We start from the raw sequence: 18,852 nt of genomic DNA on the forward strand, positions 1-18,852 counted from the left end.
AAAAGGATATTATAATGCATACCATTAATGTAAAAACTAAAGCAAGATTCGATATAATTGATATTACAAGCGAAGTTCAAAAATGCGTATATGATGAAAATATAGAAAACGGAATAGCTGTTATATTTGTACCGCATACAACTGCAGCTGTCGGAATAAATGAAAATGCTGATCCTGATGTTATTTTTGATATGAAGAATGCTTTTAATAAATTAGTACCTCAGCATGACAATTATGAACATAGTGAAGGTAATTCACAGGCTCATGTATTATCATCTTTAGTGGCTCCTAGTTTAACTGTAATAATAGAAAATAAAAAAATAGTATTGGGTACTTGGCAGGATATATACTTTTTTGAATTTGACGGAGCAAGAAACAGAAAAGTATATGTGCAGATTATATCAAAATAAAAAATACATAATACTATATATTTTATTCATCTCTAGTATTTTGGGATTTACTAGTAAAAAATTTTCTTTTTATAAATTTAGCAATTGAACCAATTAGCTCTATTATTATTCACATATTTACTCCATAAGTTTAAATATTTACTTTATAGTATATAAATATAAAAGAAATTGTCAATATACCATATATATGTATAATTAAATAGTTGATTTTGAAAATATTTTATATAAAAAAAATAAAAATGATGTATAATATAAAAATAAATTATTATAAGGATATTATTATGTTCAAATCAAAAAAAGAAGATTTTGGAAAAAATTCTTATATCTACACATTAGAAAATAATAATGGATTAAAAGTAAAATTGGCAGAAGTAGGAGCAACTATAACAGGAATATTCTTCAAAGATAAAGATGGAAAAGAAGTAGAAGTGGCATTTGGTTCTGACGATATAGAGTTTTATACTGATAAGGCTAAAAACGGACATATGGGAGCTACTGTAGGAAGAGTTGCAGGAAGAACTATCGGATCTAAATTTACAATAGATGATAAAGAATATAATATAACCCCAAATAAAGCCCCAGATCATACTCATGGAGGAATTAACGGACTTTCATATGTAATGTACAAATCCATACAGAAAAAAGACAATGAAGTATTATTTTCTTATGTATCTAAAGACGGCGAAGAGGGATATCCGGGAAACCTTAATTTAATAGTAAAATACAGCATTACAGATGAAAATGAAATAATAATAGACTACATTGCAACTACTGATAAAGCAACTCCTTTAAATATAATGAATCATTCATATTTTAATTTAAATGGAGGAGGAAATATTAAAGATCATGAAATATTTATAGATGCAAAATATTATCTCGCTGATGAAAATGGTATAACTTCAGGAGAAATATTAAAAACCAAAAATACTCCTTATGATTTCACTTCATTAAAAAAAGTTGATGAAATAATAAAGGCAAAAGACGGATGTGATAATTGCTTTATTTTTGATGATAATAATATAAATAAACAAAGAGTAAAAATATTATCAAGAAAAACAAATATAGCTTTGGAAGTATTTACTACTCAGCCTTCTGTATTATTCTATACAGCTAATTATTTGAATAACTTAAAAGTAAGAAATCAAATATTAAATAAACATGAAGCATTTTGTTTAGAAACTCAATATTTATCATGTTCTTTGAACTTTAATCATTTCCCAAGTATTATACTTTATCCTGACAGAGAATATAATCATAGAACAATATATAAATTTAGTTTAATATAATAAAAAATGAGGGCAATATAAAAAAATAAAGCCCTCATTATTTTTTATAAACAATTATCTATTTAAGAAATAAAGTCCCAACTGAAAACCTATATCAAATGAAGCTAAAGAATCCTGATTAATTGTAAAATCTTTGAATATTCCATTTTTATCTATATCAATCGGGAAATCATAATTAGCATATACTCCGAATGACATCATAAATTTCCTGCTGAATCTAACAAGAAAATCCGCAGAAACTCTTATATATGGTATATATGAAGCAGTAAAAGCATCCTTTATATCCCCAAAATCTAATGAATATCTATCCCTGCTGAATTCAACTCCCTCTTTAGAATATTGTAAATGTAATGGTATTTTAATTCCTCCGCCTGCCCCTATAGAAAAGAAACCTATATTAAATCTAGGAAATAATCCTATAGATAAACTTCCGAAATTATAATTTTCTAATACCCTTTTACCATTTATATTATATTTAATTTCATATCTATCCTTACTGTATCCTATATCAAATAGTAAAACTGCAGATAACAAATCATCGTATCCCCAAAATATTCCGGGCTGCAAAGAAAAAGAATTATCAAAATCCCTGAAATCTGATGTAAATACTTTGCTTCTGTCAGTAGTGGCACTGCTTCCTCCAACACGGCCTATAAAACCAACCACAAAATCGGCAGAATAAAGAGCATTAAAAGATAATAATAAAACTAATAGTATAAAAATTCTTTTCATAATAACTCCTAATAATCTCTGTCAAAATTAATATTAAGATAATATCCAAATTGAATTCCTATATCAAAAGCACTTATAGAATCTTTATTAACAAATACATCGCTCATATAATTATTATGCTGGAAGTACAGAGGAAAATCATAATTAGCATATACTCCAATAAGTAAATAATTAAATATAGTAAAATCAATAGAAAATCTTAGATATGGTATAACGGCACTTTCAAATATATCATTCAAATCACCGAAAGAAAATCTATACCTTCCTCCAATATTATATCCGTTCACCCTATATGTAGCCATTCCCGGAATTTTAGCACCTCCGCCTGCTCCTATTGATAAAAATGCAAAATTAAATCTTGCATATCCTCCTATCAAAAAACTATCAAATTGATAATTTTCCGTTACCCTCTTTCCATTTATAGTATATCTGAAATCATAAGAATCATGATAATATCCTAAATCAAGAAGTACGGAAAAAGACATAGAAGATCCTATATCCTGATTAATACCTATTGAAAATGAAAATCCTGTGTCAAAATCTCTGAAACCAGATGGAAATATTTTTGATGCATTTGTATTAGCTCCGCTTAAACCAAACTGACTTATAAATCCAACTGATAAATTTACCGCTTTTAAGTTAAAAGATATAACAAGAATCAAAATAATTGTTAAAAATACTCTATTTTTCAATTTATCTCCTATTGTACTATCATACATATATATAGTATAGCAAAATATTATATAAAGTCAATAAACATAAATATAATAAAAAAGATTATATATATATAATTGTATAAAAATATGAATTTTATGTACTTTTTCATAATAGAAACTAATATATTATATAAACAATTTATAATAAATGCTATATTTAACATAATAAAATAACTGTACAAAAATTTATTGTAAACTATATATAATAAAAATAATGAAAATATAATTCCAAATGCATTTGAAATTATATATATATAATATTCTAATTTGTTATGTTCTTTATCTATTCTGAACAAAAAAATATTAAACATAAAAAATATCATAAATAAAAAATATGATAATAATAAAAACTTAAAATAATTATTATTAATGAAATCGTATTTAAAAGTTAATACTATAATTAAAATTGATGATGCGGATATAAAAGGTGTAATAACTCTTGAAACACTTATAGACAATTTGGTATTAAGCATTTTATTATACAGAATATACGAAAAATAAATTACACAAGAATTTAATACTGCAAAAATAGATAAAATCATTTTCAAATTTTTCATATCATTTCTTATTAAAAATCTAAAAATTCTCTTAGCATCTATTCTATCATTGAAATATAATACTGCCGCTATAGAAAATATTATTAATAAAATTATAAATAGTATTAATAAACTCCATATTATAATCTCAGCAATCATAGTATAAAAATCATATAAATCAGAAAATTTTTTTATGTCGTATCTGATAAATGATAAACCGGCAATAAAAAGCATAATTAAATTCGCTGATATAATATTTATTATTAGATTAATAAACAAGTATAAATTTTGAAACGGAGTAATTAATATCTCATAACGAAGTTTATATAAATAAAAAGCCGTTAAAAAAATAAGAATAAAAGAGATTAATATAGCTCTAACACTAATAGGATTAAGCACAAAAAGAAATAAAAATATAAAAAATGATAAAGGAATTAAAAAAGAAAAGAATATCCTTATATTGTAAATAAAACCTTCTGATGCAATAGTTTCTAATGTTTCTAAATTAGTATTAGAATTTAATTGAGGAATATTAATATTTAATATATAAGTAACATATATTGCCGAAATAAGCAGTATAAAAACAACACCTATAACAATATTAAAATTCCTAATTATATTTTTATAAGCAGCAGTATTTATATTATCATTATTCACTATTATTTATCTATACCCAATATTTTCATCATTTCACTTTCTATCTCTAATACATCTCCGTACTTATCCTGAATCGACTTCATATCTGAGCGTCTTTTTTCTAAAAGCTCATCTTGTTTATCTTTATCTAACCCTTGAGCCTCTTTATAATATCCATAGCTTATAAGTTTATCTGCCATTCTTAAAGTTTTATCTGATACTATAGCTCTATCAGAATCACTTTCTGCTTTGTACATATCAAAACTAGCATCCGTTTTCAAAACTCCGTCAGGAACACCATTAATAATCTTTCCTTTCCAAACCAATCTAGGTTCATACTTATATGTTTTGTATGTAAACTCATATACATTTACAACACCATTCTCTGCAAATATATCCTGTGCAGTATTTGCTAATGGATCTATAAGAAGTATTTTATTTTTACCGTCTTCTAAGTACATTCTTTGAATATTATTAAGTCCCTGCTTGCTGCTTCCATTTATAGATTTTCCAATAGTGCTTTCTAAATTCAATTCTAAATCATCTTTTAAAAGCAAAGTATATGAAGCTATGCCGCTCCTTTCACCTGAATGTTCATAAGTTCCTCTAACCATTATTTCATCTTTTCCGTCATTGTTTATATCGCATAGGAAAAACTCAGGATTATATATTGGAAAAGAGAGTATATCATCTAAATATTCAATATATTTATCTTTGATAAATTTACCATCTAATATGAATTGAGAATTTGAAGCTATATTTTTTAAATCAGCTGTCTTAATAGCAGATATTTTAGCACTCTCTAATTTTGAATCGTCTCCAAGATGGAAGTTAAATATTTCTCCTATTTCATAATCAGCATATTTAATATTATCAATAAACATAGGATTTAAATAATATATACTCTTAAGTTTATTTCCTTTGATTGAATAAATAAATGTATTTTTATTAAACTCTAAAAAATATAAATCTGCAAAATCTTCATATTTCTTATCCAAAGAAGGATTATATGTATAATAAAAATTTTCATAATACACAGGAGAAATCATTTTATCCCTGCTTAAAGTTTTTCCTGTATAAGTTCTAATATACTTGTCTATTATATTTGTATTTACTATATCTTTTGCCGATGTAAAATATGATATATTAGAAGTATTATTATATATCACAGAAGATAAATTATAATTATTTTCATTATAAATATCCAAGTATCCGGTATCTTTTGATATGTCGCTTAAAAAACCATTTTCATAAGCATCAGCAATCAGTTTTTCTGCTCCTAAATCAGAAGGTGCTTCTATTATATAATTTATTAATTTCATTTTATTTGAATAGATATTATTTACATTATTGCCCTCTCCTACAATACCAATCATCATATCTATATTTGTAGCACCCAATTTCTTCCACTCTTTTAAATAACTTTGAATATCATGAAAGTTATATAATGAATCTGCAGCAAAATGTGATAAAAATAAAGCTAAATAAATATCAGCATCTTTATTTTTTATGCTAAAAAGAAGTTCTCTAGCCTTTTTCAAAGCTAAATTTTGTTCAACATAATTATATTCAGATGCATAAGAAAAAACTGAGTTATCATCATGTACACTATCACTATAACGATTATGGTATGTATTTGATATATAATCTATAGCATACTTCTTTATATCATTGTCTCCTACAAGTTTTCTATTAAGGAAATCTTTATTTCTATTTATAATATTGCTGTAATTCGGATCCTGATAATAACTAAGCAAAGCATTGCTGAAAGCTTCTTTATCAACCCTGATTGATTTATAAACATATTTCATATCGAAAAAATCATTGGAATAATTATTACTTTGCAGGCTATTTGTATTTATATCATTAGTATTTAAATTATTATCCGCATTTTCATTTTTACTGCAGCTTGAAAATATTGATGCATAAATCAATATAGCAATATAAATTATTTTCTTAAACATAATTCCCCCATAATCCATTCCAATAAAATATGTTTACTTTTTGTATATTATATATAAAATATCTTTTTTTACAAGCACTATAATTAGTACTACTTTTCATACAAACAAAATAAAAAATTCTAATTGACTTTTTATTTTATATTTATACAATTCATGTGTTAAAATAAATAATAATTATATAAACTAATATTACAAAGTATAAAAATAAGTTTAATTAAGAATAAAATTGTCAGAATCATAAAAATTAAATAAATATATATTAATCTGGCAATTAAAAATAAATAAGAGAGAGAGGAATCTATGATTAGTATAATATCAGATATGGACGGAGTTATATACAGAGGAAATAATTTAATAGAAGGTGCTGAAGATTTTATAAAAATGCTGTTGTATAGGAATGTGCCATTTCTATTTTTAACAAACAATGCTGAACAAACTCCAAGAGATTTAAAAAGAAAATTAGAGTCATTGGGTGTAAATGGATTAGATGAAAAACATTTTTTTACCGCTGCACAGGCAACAGCTATATTCTTACAAAGACAGCTTGCAAACGGCACTGCTTATGTTATAGGCACAGGCGGACTTGTAAGCGAATTATATAATGTGGGATATAGTATAAATGATGTTAATCCTGATTATGTAGTAGTTGGTAAAACTAATGCTTTCAATTTTGATATGCTTCAAAAGGCTGTGCATCTTATCAATAAAGGTGCTAAGTTTATAGGATGCAATCCTGATATAGTAGATCCTGCTCCGAATGGTGAATTGATACCGGCAGTAGGACCTATACTTTCTGCAATAGAAACCGCTACAGGTAAAAAACCTTATATAGTAGGTAAGCCAAACCCTATTATGATGTCTATTGCTAAAAATCAAATAAATGCTCATAGTGAAAATACGCTTATGGTAGGCGACAGAATGGATACGGATATACTTGGCGGACTTGGGGCAGGTATGAAAACTGCTCTTGTACTTTCAGGAGTTACTACAAAAACAATGGCAGAAGATTTTCCATACAGACCAAATTATATATTTAATTCAGTAGCTGAAATAGATATAGACAAATTTTAATTTACAAATAATATTTTAGATATATAATAATAATAGTAGATATTAAAGCTGTTTAATTTTATTAGGCAGCTTTTTTATATATTAAAAATTTATTTATATAAAATAGGAATTATATATGTCTAATTTACTATTTATTATAATGACTCTTTTATGGCTTTCATTGTATGTTTATATACCATATCAGGTTACATATTTATCTTCTATTAATATAAATACATCAATGATAGGAATAATTATAGGAGTTTACGGTGCTGCACAGATGTTTCTAAAATTTCCTTTCGGACTTCTTAATGATTATATAGGAAAATGTAGGTCGCTCATAATATTAGCAGGATTTTTAACTTCGCTTGGAGGACTAATAAGATTATTAAATACAAATCAGTACGGATTTTTAATAGGAGGAACTTTATGCGGAATATCTGCATCCATTTGGACTGTATTTATGGTTTTATATGCTTCGTATTTTAATAAAAATGAAGAATACAAAGCTACAAGTAAAGCATTAGTTGCAAGTGTTCTTGGTATGTTTATTGCTTTCTTAATAGCGGCTATTTTCTATGATAAACTTGGAATGAAATTTATCCTTCTTGTAAGTACTGTATCTGGAGCATTGGTATCATTATTAGGATTATTTTTAAAAGACAATGAACATAGTAAAAAATTATCAATAAAAGGATTATTATCCGTAATAAAAAATAAAAGATTAATAGTATTCTCTCTGCTTGCTATAGTAATGCAGGGAGTACAAATGTCTGCTGTAATTTCTTTTACTTTAAATAGAATAAAGGAATTAGGCGGAACAGATAATAATGTTGGAATGGCATCAATAGTGAGTATGTTCTTTGCTATAGTAGGAGCTTTTGTACCAAGCAAAATAAAAAATGAAAATAATATAAGAAAATATATACCTATATCATTTGTAATTATGGCTTTGTACTGTATTATAGTTATATCAGTAAATAATGTATTTATTGTAATTGCTTCTCAGATTTTGGGAGGATTTTCTTCAGGAATCCTAGCATCATTACTTACAAGCGAATCAATAAAAGAAATAGATATTGAAAAGAAATCATCAGCAATGGGATTTTTTCAATCTACATATTCATTTGGTATTTTTATATTTCCTATAATAACAGGAAAACTAATAGATATATATTCTATAAATATTGCTTATATTGTACTTACTTTAATTTCTTTATTATCAGCTGTAATTTCTATTATCTATTATAGTACAAATAAACATGAAAAATAATAAAAAATAATTGCAAAAAATAAAATTTATAATAGTATAATTGCATTAAATTTTATGGATTTTTTATGTCAGAGAATAATAAAGCAAATAATAATTCAGGTTATATCCTCGCAATACTAGCAGTAATTATATGGAGCGGTAATTTTGTAGCTGCCAGATTTCTTGTACATTTCACCCCCATAGAAATTTCTTTTTACAGATGGTTAGTAACTTTTATAGTATTAACTCCTTTCTGTATAAAAAAATTGATAAAAAGTATAAAATATATAAAAGGAAGATGGATTAAAGTTATAATAATATCCGTACTTGGAATAACAGTATTTAATACTTTTGTATATTTAGCGGCACATACAAGTAATGCTGCCAATATGTCATTACTAGCAACATTATCTCCTATTGTAATGGCGATAATAAGCAGAATAATATGGAAAACTAAATTAACTTTAAATCAAAAGTTAGGACTTCTTATAGTCATAATTGGTGTTGTAATACTAATAACTAAAGGAAGCATAGAAGTTCTTGTGAATCTAAAATTTGCTATTGGGGATTTATATATGCTGTTTGCTGTTATACTATTTGCAGTTTACACATTAACATTAAAAATAAGACCTAAAGAAGTTTCACAGTCAACATTTTTTTATCTTATGGTAATAATAGGACTTATACCGCTTGCAATAGGAATGCTGTTTACATATACTTCAAATAATATGCATACTCTTGATATGGAATCTGCCCTAATACTTATATATGTTGGTGTCTTTCCATCAGCTTTGGGATTTATATTATGGAATATGGCTGTTGCTAAAATAGGTGCTATAAAGGGAGGTATAATATACGATTCAATACCTTTCTTCTCATCTTTGGAAGCAGTTATATTTTTGCATGAAAATATATTAATATCTCAAATAATAGGCGGCATATTAATACTATCAGGTATAATATATAGTTCTATAGGGGATAAAATAAAAAAAGAAAGTAAGTAAACCCAATAAAAATAGCTCATACTATAGCTAAAATATTAATTAAGTTTTCTTAATTCAGACCTTTTAAGAGGTTTAAATCTAGATTTTTCAGCATCAGGCACCCTAGTCCATTTCATAGATTTGCCTAATATTCCAGCCTTATCTATAGAACCTCTTAAAATAAGTTTTCCTTCTTTATCTATAGACATTTTTCCATTATATGTTTTTCCATCATAAGGATTGTATATTTTACCATCATTCCATTCATTCTTATTAAAAGATAATCCCATAATATATACTAAGCCTTTCAATGGTAGTTTTCTTAATTCAGGATTCGGATTTTTTTCATCTAAACTTTCAGGTCCGTTATATGGTTCTTTATATGCAAAAGAATATCCGTAATATTTTCCATTTTCCTCATATATCTCAACAACAGGAATTCTGCCTAAAGAATCTTTTTCAGCATACCATAATCCCACTACATCATTCGCCTTAACATTCTGAGCATTCAATGATAATACTAAAAAAGTAAATACTACTGCAATAAATAAAATTTTTTTCTTCATAATTTACCCTAATCTATTAAACAATATTACTTTATTATAAAACATAAGTTTTTATTTTTAGTAAAATATTTATAATTGTTATTTTAATAAAATTTCCATTCTATCCCAGCATCAAGATGTATAGTAAATTTATATTGAGCATGCTTCTCAATAAGCCAAGTACCAATTTTAGTGCTGACAAATGGAGAAAGACTAGGCACACTATTTAATGCTTTCTTATATGAATAAGCGGCAAACAAACCAACCCTATATAAATCCTTACTAGAAAGCATTTGTTCTATTGTTGTGTTAATAGCAAAAGACATACCCCATTCTTTCATACTGTATCCCAATTTTATATCATGATTAAAATACATATCTTCTGCTTTTACCACTATAGATTCTCTAGCCAAATAAATATAATCATCTTTATCAATTCCAAAAGCTCTTATATAATTTATATAAGGAGTATATATTAAAGCTATTAATCCCTCCCCTGCCGATCCTCCTATTGTAATAGTAGGTGCCACTTGAAAATATATAGTATTGCCTCCTACATATTGAGGCTTTTTAGTCATAGGATTAAGTCCTGTAAATGGAGGAAGAGCATGATTAAACTCCTTTGTACTTCCATCAACTAATACAGGTTTTCCAGCATCAGCAAGTCCTGCTTCATAAGTAAACTTGAATAATACTTTTAATGCTATTAGAGGCTGAAATTCAACATAAGCTGAAGTTCTTGAAAAACTGCTTAACTCCTGTTCTATCCCTGCAAGAATATATGAATCATTAAAAAAGAAATTATTCATCTCCCTAAATAAAGCCTTTTTATAAAATAATTGCCCTTGATATAAAGCCCCGAAATGATTCCATCTTCCTAAAAAGTGATTTGAGAAATACCAGCCTTCGTCTGAATATCTTTTAGAATCTGCATTTTCTTGTGCTGATAATGGTATGCTCATAATTATAACAGATATTATTATAAATATTTTTTTCATAACTTTCCTTAAATATTATTAAATAAAATTTTATTATTGTATAGTAATTAATTATTATATAATAATTACAATATGCATCGATTATAGTAAACATGCTTATAAATATATAAAAAGATTATATATACAAATAATTTAATTCTGCGATTATAAAGATAATATTTTTTGTTTATTATTTTAATATATAAAATAAGCAGGGTTTTGCCAAATAAACAAAACCCTAGCAATAAACATAAAAATATAATTAGTGTAAGTATTTATCAATTTAGTTTTCTAAGTTCGCTTTTGTTCAGCGGTTTGTATTTAGATGCATCGCTGCTTGGTAATTTTTGCCATACTATATTTTTACCAAAAATTCCTGCTCCGTCAGCACTAGCTCTTATTTTTATTTCTGTACCATTATCTGATAAAGTTACTTTGGCATGATAAGTTTTACCGTCATCAGGATTGTATATTTTACCATTTTTCCATTCCCCATTAACAAACTCTAAATCATATAAATAAACGAGTCCTTTTAAAGGTAAGTTTCTTAACTCTTTTTTTGGATTATTAACATCGTTTACTATATCATTTGAATTTTTATAAGCAAATGAATAAGCATAATATTTGTTATTTTCTTTATATATTTCAACAACTGAAACTCTATTTTGAGAATCTGCCTGACTGTACCATAAACCTGTTATATCATCAGCATTCTGAGCAAAGGCTAATACATTAAACAAAAATGTAAAAATTAATATTGTAATTATTTTATTTTTCATTAAATTCTCCTTTTTTAGTGATTTTGGTATAAGTGATAAACTAATATATTAGTCTATCACTTCACTCAAACATATTTTTGTTACTTAAACAAATTAATTAAGGCTGGTATCCATTGATAAGCTGTACCTATAGCAGCTCCAACAACACCGCATAATAAAAATCTAAGCACTATATAAGGTTTTAATGGGAATAATATATTGCGTGCTGCCAAATATCCGCTTAATAAAGCACCAGTGAAGCCTCCGCCGGGGAAGTTCCAAGCACTAGCAAAATGTAAGTTTTTAACTGTAGGCGATACCCTTACGCATCTGCTTTTTTTCAAGTAAGTATCCTGTACAAATCCGTAAGGAGTACCGTCTGGGGTTTTTATGTATCTCTTAATTGTTTTAGGAGTAGCTACTTCATAATACTCTATATTATCTCTAAATCCCGGATAATGCTGTTCTGCTCTGTCAATTAATTTTTCAGCCATCTCCTTTTTTCTTGCTTTATATTCTTCATCGCTCAAATCTTTCCATTCGTCTAAGAATGAAGGTCCTGTAAGTACGGCAAATGAGCGGTTATCGCCCTCCTCTACAAGTCCGCTGTCTATTGCTGAATAGTCTACAAATACAAAGTTCCTATCTTCCACTGGTATATGTCTTTGTCCTTTGGCATCTTCTTTGAAATTTGTATTTAAAGTTTTTTCTGTAGTTATAAAAGTAGAGTATGCATTATTAGGATAAAGCTCTGAGAATTTTTTCTTAAATATTATGTAAACTGTATAAAGTGATACTGAGTTTTTAAATTTCTTTATTCTCTTATCTTCATATCCTTTAGGTAATAATTCATCATAAACTATTTGAGGAGCTGCATTTGCTATTACATAATCAGCATTAACTGTAATTTCCTCTTTTGCTCTTTTATCATAATAAGTTACTCCCTCAGCAATATTTCCTTTTACATTTATTTTCTTAACTTCTGAAGAAACTTTTATCTCCCCTCCGTTTTCTTTTATTATATCAGCTAAAGCATTTGATAAGTTCTGACTGCCTCCTTTAATAAAATAAGCAGAGTTATAATAAGCACCCTGAGCACAAGCATGATAATACCAAGTAAACTCATATGGGTTTTGGTGATAGTAAGTAATATTTATATTCAATATTCTTTTTAACTTATCACTTTTTATTATAGAATCCAAAACATCTCCAGTATTTTTCTGCTTAAACAATTGATATAAAATCATAGGAAGTGTTGTTACTGGAAAGAAGAAATAATCCCAAAACTTCAAGTCATAAGGTACTCTTCTTATCATATACATCATTCTTGAAAGTCCGGAAAAATATTTTTTTATGCCCTCTTTCTCCTCTGGAAACTCCTTCTCTAAAGTATTTATAGCATTCTCATAACCTTCAGGTATAACCAAATCTGTAGATTCTGTTTTTATTCTCCAAGTTTGAGGAAGCTGTACCAAATTGACTCTGTCATAAAGTCCTAATTTGCTGAATATTACATGCTTCATCTCTCTATTTTTTTTAGCCATATCCAATTCATGAAGCCCTACTTCAAATTTTACATTTTTTCTTTTGTATCCTGTAGCACATCCGCCAACTATATTATGGCTTTCTAATACAAGAACTTTTTTTCCTTGTTTTGCTAAATAGGCTCCTGAAGTTAATCCTCCTAAACCAGAACCTATTATTACTATATCATATTTATTGTTAGTCATATTCATAATCTCCTTTGATAAATTATATTTATCTTTCATAAGCATTTTTGTTTGTTTTTGCTTATATATTAATAATAATATAAAAAACAAAAAACACAAGCATTTTTTACAAAAAATGCGTATATATAGTTCCTTTTTTTGAGAAATTTAAGATTTTTTTACAATTTTGTATTACATGTATGATAAATTTAAAATGTTTATTTGTTATTTTAGAATAAATTATAATGATGCACTCTATATTATAAAACTAATAATATTAAATAATAATCAATAAAAACAACATTTACACTTTTTATAATCAAAAATTTTACATTTTTTGTAAATACACTATAATAAAAATATATAAAAAATAAAGCGAATAAACAAATGGAAAAGAAACTATTAAGAGAAAAAATAAAAGAGCTTGATATTAGAATAATGGACTTAGCCAAATATATGCAAATGTCAAGACCTACAATTTATAAATATATAGAAATGTACGAAACTGGACATCGTAATGAAATAGAATCAAAAGTTTTAAGTGTTTTTGAATATATTGATAATAATAAAAATATAGGAAAGACTAATGTTATAAAGTTTATATTAGAGAATATATCAAAAATAGAAGAAAATATCAGCGAAACAGAAAAGAGAAAAATACAAATAAGAAATTTATTAAAGCATCAAAATAGAACAAAAGAAGATTTTATATATCTTATTTCAGAAGATAATTTCTTTGACCCTATTTTAGATTATTTGATAAAATGCAGAAATATAGCTGATAAAAAAATCACAGAAGAAGAATATGAGTTTATAAAGCCTTTAGAAGAACTGTATAAAACTCAAGGCTTTAAAATAAAAATAAATAAAAAAAGGAGCAGTAAATGAGTAGGAGATTTATAAAAATCCAAAACTATAGAAATATAGGAGTTACAAAAGACTTGGAAGAATACCAAACACTTTATTTAAATAACACTTTGAATAAAGACGAAATGGGTGAACTTATAATACTTATAGGCGAAAACAATGTTGGTAAATCAAATATATTAGATGCTGTTAAAGTAATAAGATCTACAGAAAATGTTAAAAGTATAAATTTTCAAAATGATATTCCATACTTTATGGACTATGAAGATACAAAACCTAAAATAAAACTTATTTATATTGATGAAAACGAAAGCCCAGAGATAGAATATTTTTTAGATGAAAATTTAAATGTTAATTATAATTCTAATTTAGAAAAAGATATAATAAAAGAAAAATATAACATTAACTTTATACCTAATATTCTTTATTACAAAGAAGGAGAGGTTAAAGACAGCGATTTAATTCAACACCATTATCCATTAAAAATTCTAAATTTTTTAATGCATTATTCAAAGCTATAGGGAAAAATATCAGCACTATAGAAACAGCTTATGAAAAAGCCAAAAAAGCTCCCGGATATAAAAATCAATATCAAAACACAATAAATCATAATCTTAAAGATATAGTAAGCAAAAAATTTAATGAATTATACTTTCAGGATTTGAACACTCAGGAATATAATTTCTATATCACTTTAGAAAAAGATCAAATATATTTATCTATGGAAAAAAATAGAAATATCATTTTATTAGAGCAGCAGTCTGTAGGCTTCAAATGGTTTTTTAATTTCTTCTTTAATTTTTTATACTCTAATGAATTAAATCCAGGAGATATAGTTTTAATGGATGAGCCTGAAATACATTTATCAATACCGGGCAGAAGAGATTTAAGAAATTTCATTAAAAACTTTGCTAGAAATCATGGCGTAACATTTATAACTACTACTCATAATCCTTCATTTATAGATGTTGATTATTTAGATGAGCTTAGAATTGTAAAATTCAAAAAAGATAAAATAGGCGTCGAAATACAGAATGATTTTTCTGCTATAGGTGAAGATGAAGTTGATACATTAAATGAAATAGTAGATAGTTTCGGAGTGCTTCATAGAGATATAATAACTAATCCTAATAATAAAGTAATATTTGTTGAAGGGCTTATGGATTATAATTATCTTACAGCTTTCAAGAAATTAAAAGAAGCAAAAGAAAATAACAAAATGAATTTAGTATTTCTTCCTATTCATGGACTTGGAAAAGATGATAAGGAGATGAACAATAAATTAAAACAGTTGGTACAGTTTAGGGAGGCTGTTATATTGACAGACAGCGATGAGAGAGCTAATTTATTCAAAAAAGCTTCGGAATCAAATACTTTAATGAAAGAGAGATTAACAGTATTTCAATTAAAAGAAGCAGATCAATCTTTCAAACAAATAGAAAGCCTATTCAGCGATAATGACAAAGAAAAATATAAGGAAATGATACAAAATAAAAGCGGAAGCCTTTCTTCATTATTCAAAAATAATATTCTTAAAAGAGAATTAGATGAAGAAACTATAAATAATTTTAATAAACTTCTTGACTATTTAAGCGAAATGATATTAACAGTTAATAAAAATAACGGCAAAAAAAATCAAGAAGCGAATCAAAATTCTTAAATACAAACAATTAAAACTTAAACAATAAAAAAGGGACTGTTTATTACAGCACTTTTTTTAATTATATATTAGACTTGTTTCAAAACTATTTTTATTTATAATTGCTGGGACTAGCCATGCGAAGTTACAAATTTTAAATACTATTTAAAATATTATCAATAATTATTAAAATAGTTTTGACGCAAGTCTATTGATATTTTATTCAAATAATTTATTATGTTTGCAATTAAATTTTTTTTTATATAAGGACTTTTTATGAATGATGTTTTAAATTTAATGAAAGATTTAACTAATGCATTCGGACCTTCTGGTTTTGAAGATGATGTTATAGAAGTTATAAGAAAAAATACAGCATTTATAGACAGTGAAAGAGATTCTATTAATAATCTATATTTGGGATTAAACAAAATAGATAAAAATAAACCTATAGTTGGTTTGGATTGTCATATAGATGAAATAGGATTTATGGCAGAACATATTAATGATAATGGTACTATATCTTTTATACCATTAGGAGGCTGGCATATACCTAATATAGTGTCAAACTCTGTAGTAATAAAATCTTCAAGCGGAGAATATGTTAAAGGAGTAATAGGTTCAAAACCTCCTCATTTTATGACTGACGAAGATAAAAGAAAACTTCCTTCACTTCATGATATGTATATTGATGTGGGCACTAGAAGTAAAAAGGAGTCTGAAGAAGTATTCGGCATACAAATAGGAGATCCTATAGTACCTGATGTTGATTTCAGATATGATGAAAGGACAAAAAGTATATGTGCTAAAGCAATAGACAACAGAGTTGGAGCTTTATGTGTAATAGAAACTTTAAAAGCTTTAAAAGATGAAAAATTAGATGTTAATTTGGTTGGAATGATGACCGCTCAGGAAGAAGTAGGAACTAGAGGAGCTGCTGTGGCTTCTAATAAAGTAAAGCCTGATTTGGTTATAGTATTTGAAGGCTCTCCTGCTGACGACACATTCTATTATGGAGATAGAGCTCATGGTGCTATAGGAAGAGGCTCTCAGCTTAGAATAATTGACGGCGGTATGATAACTAATCCTAGACTAAATAAATACACAATAGAAATAGCTAAAAAAAATAATATATCCCATCAAGTTATTGTACGAGAAAAAGGTTCTACTAACGGAGCTGTTTATCATAAAACTAATTTAGGTTCTCCAAGTGTAGTATTGGGAGTAGCGACTAGATATGCACATAGTCATTACTGCTATGCTTCTTATGATGATATAACTGCTTCTATAGAAATAGCAAAAGCATTGATAAAAACTTTAAACAAAGAAAAGATAAAAGAATTTTAATAAAAGCTAATTAAATAATAAAATGATACTATGTTATAAAAAACATGGTATCATTTTTTATATAGACTAAAAATTTTTAAAATCAATAACTTTTTATTATATTTAAGAATTCCATAATTTTATATGATAGCTAAAAAATATTATACACTAATAAGATACTATACTTTTTAAAAATACAAAATGTAAAAATCAAATTCATCATAAAAAATACAATATCAAGTTATTCAATTTTTATAATAAAAAATAATTATATAGATATGATTATTTTTCCTTCAATACCTCCTTTAGATATAGTTTTAATAGCTTCTTCTGTATTGTCAATACTAAATACCTTAGTAAATATTTTAGGCTTTATATTTTTCTTTTCCACAATTTTTGTAATTTCTTTAAGCTGTTCACCGTCAGCCCTTACAAACATAAATCTATACTCTTTCCCTTCTTTCATAGCTTTTTTATCATATTTAGAACCAGCAAAAGAAAATAAAACTCTTTTTAAAAAAGGAAATTTATTATCTTCAGCAAATTTTTTATTAGGGCTAGTTCTCAAACTCAAAATACGACCGCCTTTCTTTAATACTGATAACTCTTTATCAAACTCTTTTGCCCCAAGCGTATCAATAACATAATCAACATTTGAAACTGCTTCCCAATAATTTTCTTTACGATAATCTATATATTTATCAGTACCCAAACTCACAAAATGCTCTTTAACTCTATCATTACCAGAAACTATAACATTAAGACCTAAATATTTGGCAATTGGAACTGCCATCTCTCCGAAACTTCCGGAACCTCCTGTTATTAAAACAGTTTCGCCGGATTTAGCTTCTAATTCTTCTTTAAATGCCTGATAAGCTGTAAGTGCTGTAAGAGGTATTGCTGCTGCAGAAGAAAAATCACAATTATTAGGCATAAGAGATAAAAACTTACTGTCTACTGCCGCATAATCAGCAAAAGCACCTATTTTTTCTATAGGCATACGAGTATAAACTTTATCTCCAATCTTAAAATCTTTTACATTTTTTCCTATCTTTTCAACTACTCCTGAAAACTCATTGCCCAATGTAAGAGGCATTTTATAATCCTGTATAAGTCTCACACTGCCTGTTAAGATTAATATTTCAAGCGGATTTACTGCCGCAGCCTTTACCTTGACCAAGACTTCATCATCAGAAATTTCAGGAATTGGAATATCTCGTACGATTATATTAATATCCTTTGAATATTTATTAATTTGTGCTGCTTTCATAATGTCTCCATTTTTTGTAATATAAAATTTTTATAATATGATACTTTAGATAAAAATTAATCTAAAAATACTAGAATTATCTTATGATAAATTTTAAAATTTATATTTTATTATTTTATAAAATACGCATGTACTTTTATAAAACAAATATATTTAATATACAATAAGATTTTAAAATTTAAAAATTTTTATTGTTATT

At 26.3% G+C, this 18,852-nt stretch carries 17 protein-coding genes; 9 read left to right on the forward strand and 8 right to left on the reverse strand.

Features of this window, described 5'->3' with window-relative positions; translation table 11 throughout:
- Positions 1 to 14: 14 nt before the first annotated feature.
- Positions 15 to 410 (forward strand): secondary thiamine-phosphate synthase enzyme YjbQ, encoded by a 396-nt coding sequence (locus tag BHAMNSH16_RS01185; RefSeq protein ID WP_008727377.1) that lies wholly within the window; start codon positions 15 to 17, stop codon positions 408 to 410.
- A gap of 281 nt (positions 411 to 691) precedes the next feature.
- Positions 692 to 1,696: an aldose epimerase family protein gene (locus BHAMNSH16_RS01190; RefSeq protein ID WP_069732162.1), complete on the forward strand. Its 1,005-nt coding sequence runs from the start codon at positions 692 to 694 to the stop codon at positions 1,694 to 1,696.
- Between the two features lie 54 nt (positions 1,697 to 1,750).
- Here the strand turns inward: BHAMNSH16_RS01190 and BHAMNSH16_RS01195 are convergent, their stop codons facing one another.
- The 3 genes from BHAMNSH16_RS01195 to BHAMNSH16_RS01210 all read right to left on the reverse strand — a co-directional run bounded on the left by BHAMNSH16_RS01195 (position 1,751) and on the right by BHAMNSH16_RS01210 (position 6,280).
- On the reverse strand, positions 1,751 to 2,428 hold the full coding sequence (locus tag BHAMNSH16_RS01195; protein ID WP_008727374.1) for a hypothetical protein: 678 nt from the start codon (positions 2,426 to 2,428) through the stop codon (positions 1,751 to 1,753).
- Positions 2,429 to 2,436: 8 nt separating this feature from the next.
- Positions 2,437 to 3,120, reverse strand: a complete 684-nt coding sequence (locus tag BHAMNSH16_RS01200; RefSeq protein WP_008727373.1) for a hypothetical protein — start codon at positions 3,118 to 3,120, stop codon at positions 2,437 to 2,439.
- A 1,219-nt stretch (positions 3,121 to 4,339) separates the two neighbouring features.
- Positions 4,340 to 6,280, reverse strand: a complete 1,941-nt coding sequence (locus tag BHAMNSH16_RS01210; RefSeq protein WP_008730023.1) for a hypothetical protein — start codon at positions 6,278 to 6,280, stop codon at positions 4,340 to 4,342.
- Positions 6,281 to 6,580: 300 nt separating this feature from the next.
- Between BHAMNSH16_RS01210 and BHAMNSH16_RS01215 the strand changes: the two genes are divergently transcribed.
- The 3 genes from BHAMNSH16_RS01215 (at position 6,581) to BHAMNSH16_RS01225 (ending at position 9,586) form a co-directional block, all read left to right on the forward strand.
- Positions 6,581 to 7,351, forward strand: a complete 771-nt coding sequence (locus tag BHAMNSH16_RS01215; RefSeq protein ID WP_008730026.1) for an HAD-IIA family hydrolase — start codon at positions 6,581 to 6,583, stop codon at positions 7,349 to 7,351.
- Between the two features lie 115 nt (positions 7,352 to 7,466).
- Complete coding sequence (locus tag BHAMNSH16_RS01220) at positions 7,467 to 8,603, forward strand: MFS transporter (protein ID WP_008730027.1); 1,137 nt, start codon at positions 7,467 to 7,469, stop codon at positions 8,601 to 8,603.
- 65 nt (positions 8,604 to 8,668) lie between these two features.
- Positions 8,669 to 9,586, forward strand: a complete 918-nt coding sequence (locus tag BHAMNSH16_RS01225; RefSeq protein WP_069732159.1) for a DMT family transporter — start codon at positions 8,669 to 8,671, stop codon at positions 9,584 to 9,586.
- A 35-nt stretch (positions 9,587 to 9,621) separates the two neighbouring features.
- Here the strand turns inward: BHAMNSH16_RS01225 and BHAMNSH16_RS01230 are convergent, their stop codons facing one another.
- The 4 genes from BHAMNSH16_RS01230 to BHAMNSH16_RS01245 form a co-directional block, all read right to left on the reverse strand.
- On the reverse strand, positions 9,622 to 10,131 hold the full coding sequence (locus BHAMNSH16_RS01230; protein WP_069732158.1) for a DUF2147 domain-containing protein: 510 nt from the start codon (positions 10,129 to 10,131) through the stop codon (positions 9,622 to 9,624).
- Positions 10,132 to 10,214: 83 nt separating this feature from the next.
- Positions 10,215 to 11,108: a hypothetical protein gene (locus BHAMNSH16_RS01235; RefSeq protein WP_008730033.1), complete on the reverse strand. Its 894-nt coding sequence runs from the start codon at positions 11,106 to 11,108 to the stop codon at positions 10,215 to 10,217.
- A 257-nt stretch (positions 11,109 to 11,365) separates the two neighbouring features.
- Positions 11,366 to 11,866 carry a DUF2147 domain-containing protein gene (locus tag BHAMNSH16_RS01240; RefSeq protein WP_008730035.1) on the reverse strand — a complete coding sequence of 167 codons (501 nt, stop codon included), beginning with the start codon at positions 11,864 to 11,866 and terminating at the stop codon, positions 11,366 to 11,368.
- Positions 11,867 to 11,946: 80 nt separating this feature from the next.
- The gene (locus tag BHAMNSH16_RS01245; protein ID WP_008730037.1) at positions 11,947 to 13,575 is read right to left on the reverse strand and encodes a phytoene desaturase family protein; all 1,629 of its coding nucleotides are present in this window, start codon (positions 13,573 to 13,575) and stop codon (positions 11,947 to 11,949) included.
- 366 nt (positions 13,576 to 13,941) lie between these two features.
- Here BHAMNSH16_RS01245 and BHAMNSH16_RS01250 point away from each other — a divergent pair, with 366 nt between their 5' ends.
- The 4 genes from BHAMNSH16_RS01250 (at position 13,942) to BHAMNSH16_RS01260 (ending at position 17,404) form a co-directional block, all read left to right on the forward strand.
- Positions 13,942 to 14,442, forward strand: a complete 501-nt coding sequence (locus BHAMNSH16_RS01250) for a hypothetical protein (RefSeq protein WP_069732157.1) — start codon at positions 13,942 to 13,944, stop codon at positions 14,440 to 14,442.
- Positions 14,439 to 14,942: an AAA family ATPase gene (locus BHAMNSH16_RS14435; protein ID WP_241033634.1), complete on the forward strand. Its 504-nt coding sequence runs from the start codon at positions 14,439 to 14,441 to the stop codon at positions 14,940 to 14,942. The genes BHAMNSH16_RS01250 and BHAMNSH16_RS14435 overlap by 4 nt, the downstream gene beginning before the upstream one ends.
- Positions 14,939 to 16,081, forward strand: coding sequence for an AAA family ATPase (locus tag BHAMNSH16_RS01255; protein ID WP_478209785.1), 1,143 nt, complete (start codon positions 14,939 to 14,941; stop codon positions 16,079 to 16,081). Before BHAMNSH16_RS14435 ends, BHAMNSH16_RS01255 begins: the two co-directional genes overlap by 4 nt.
- A gap of 255 nt (positions 16,082 to 16,336) precedes the next feature.
- Entirely contained in the window at positions 16,337 to 17,404 is a 1,068-nt protein-coding gene (locus BHAMNSH16_RS01260) for a M42 family metallopeptidase (protein WP_008728015.1), read from the forward strand.
- 247 nt (positions 17,405 to 17,651) lie between these two features.
- Here BHAMNSH16_RS01260 and BHAMNSH16_RS01265 read toward each other — a convergent pair whose 3' ends face one another.
- On the reverse strand, positions 17,652 to 18,653 hold the full coding sequence (locus BHAMNSH16_RS01265) for an NADP-dependent oxidoreductase (protein ID WP_008728014.1): 1,002 nt from the start codon (positions 18,651 to 18,653) through the stop codon (positions 17,652 to 17,654).
- Between the last annotated feature and the right edge of the window lie 199 nt (positions 18,654 to 18,852).

Origin of the sequence: Brachyspira hampsonii, from assembly GCF_002214805.1 — a bacterium.
Taxonomy (GTDB): Bacteria; Spirochaetota; Brachyspiria; order Brachyspirales; family Brachyspiraceae; genus Brachyspira; species Brachyspira hampsonii.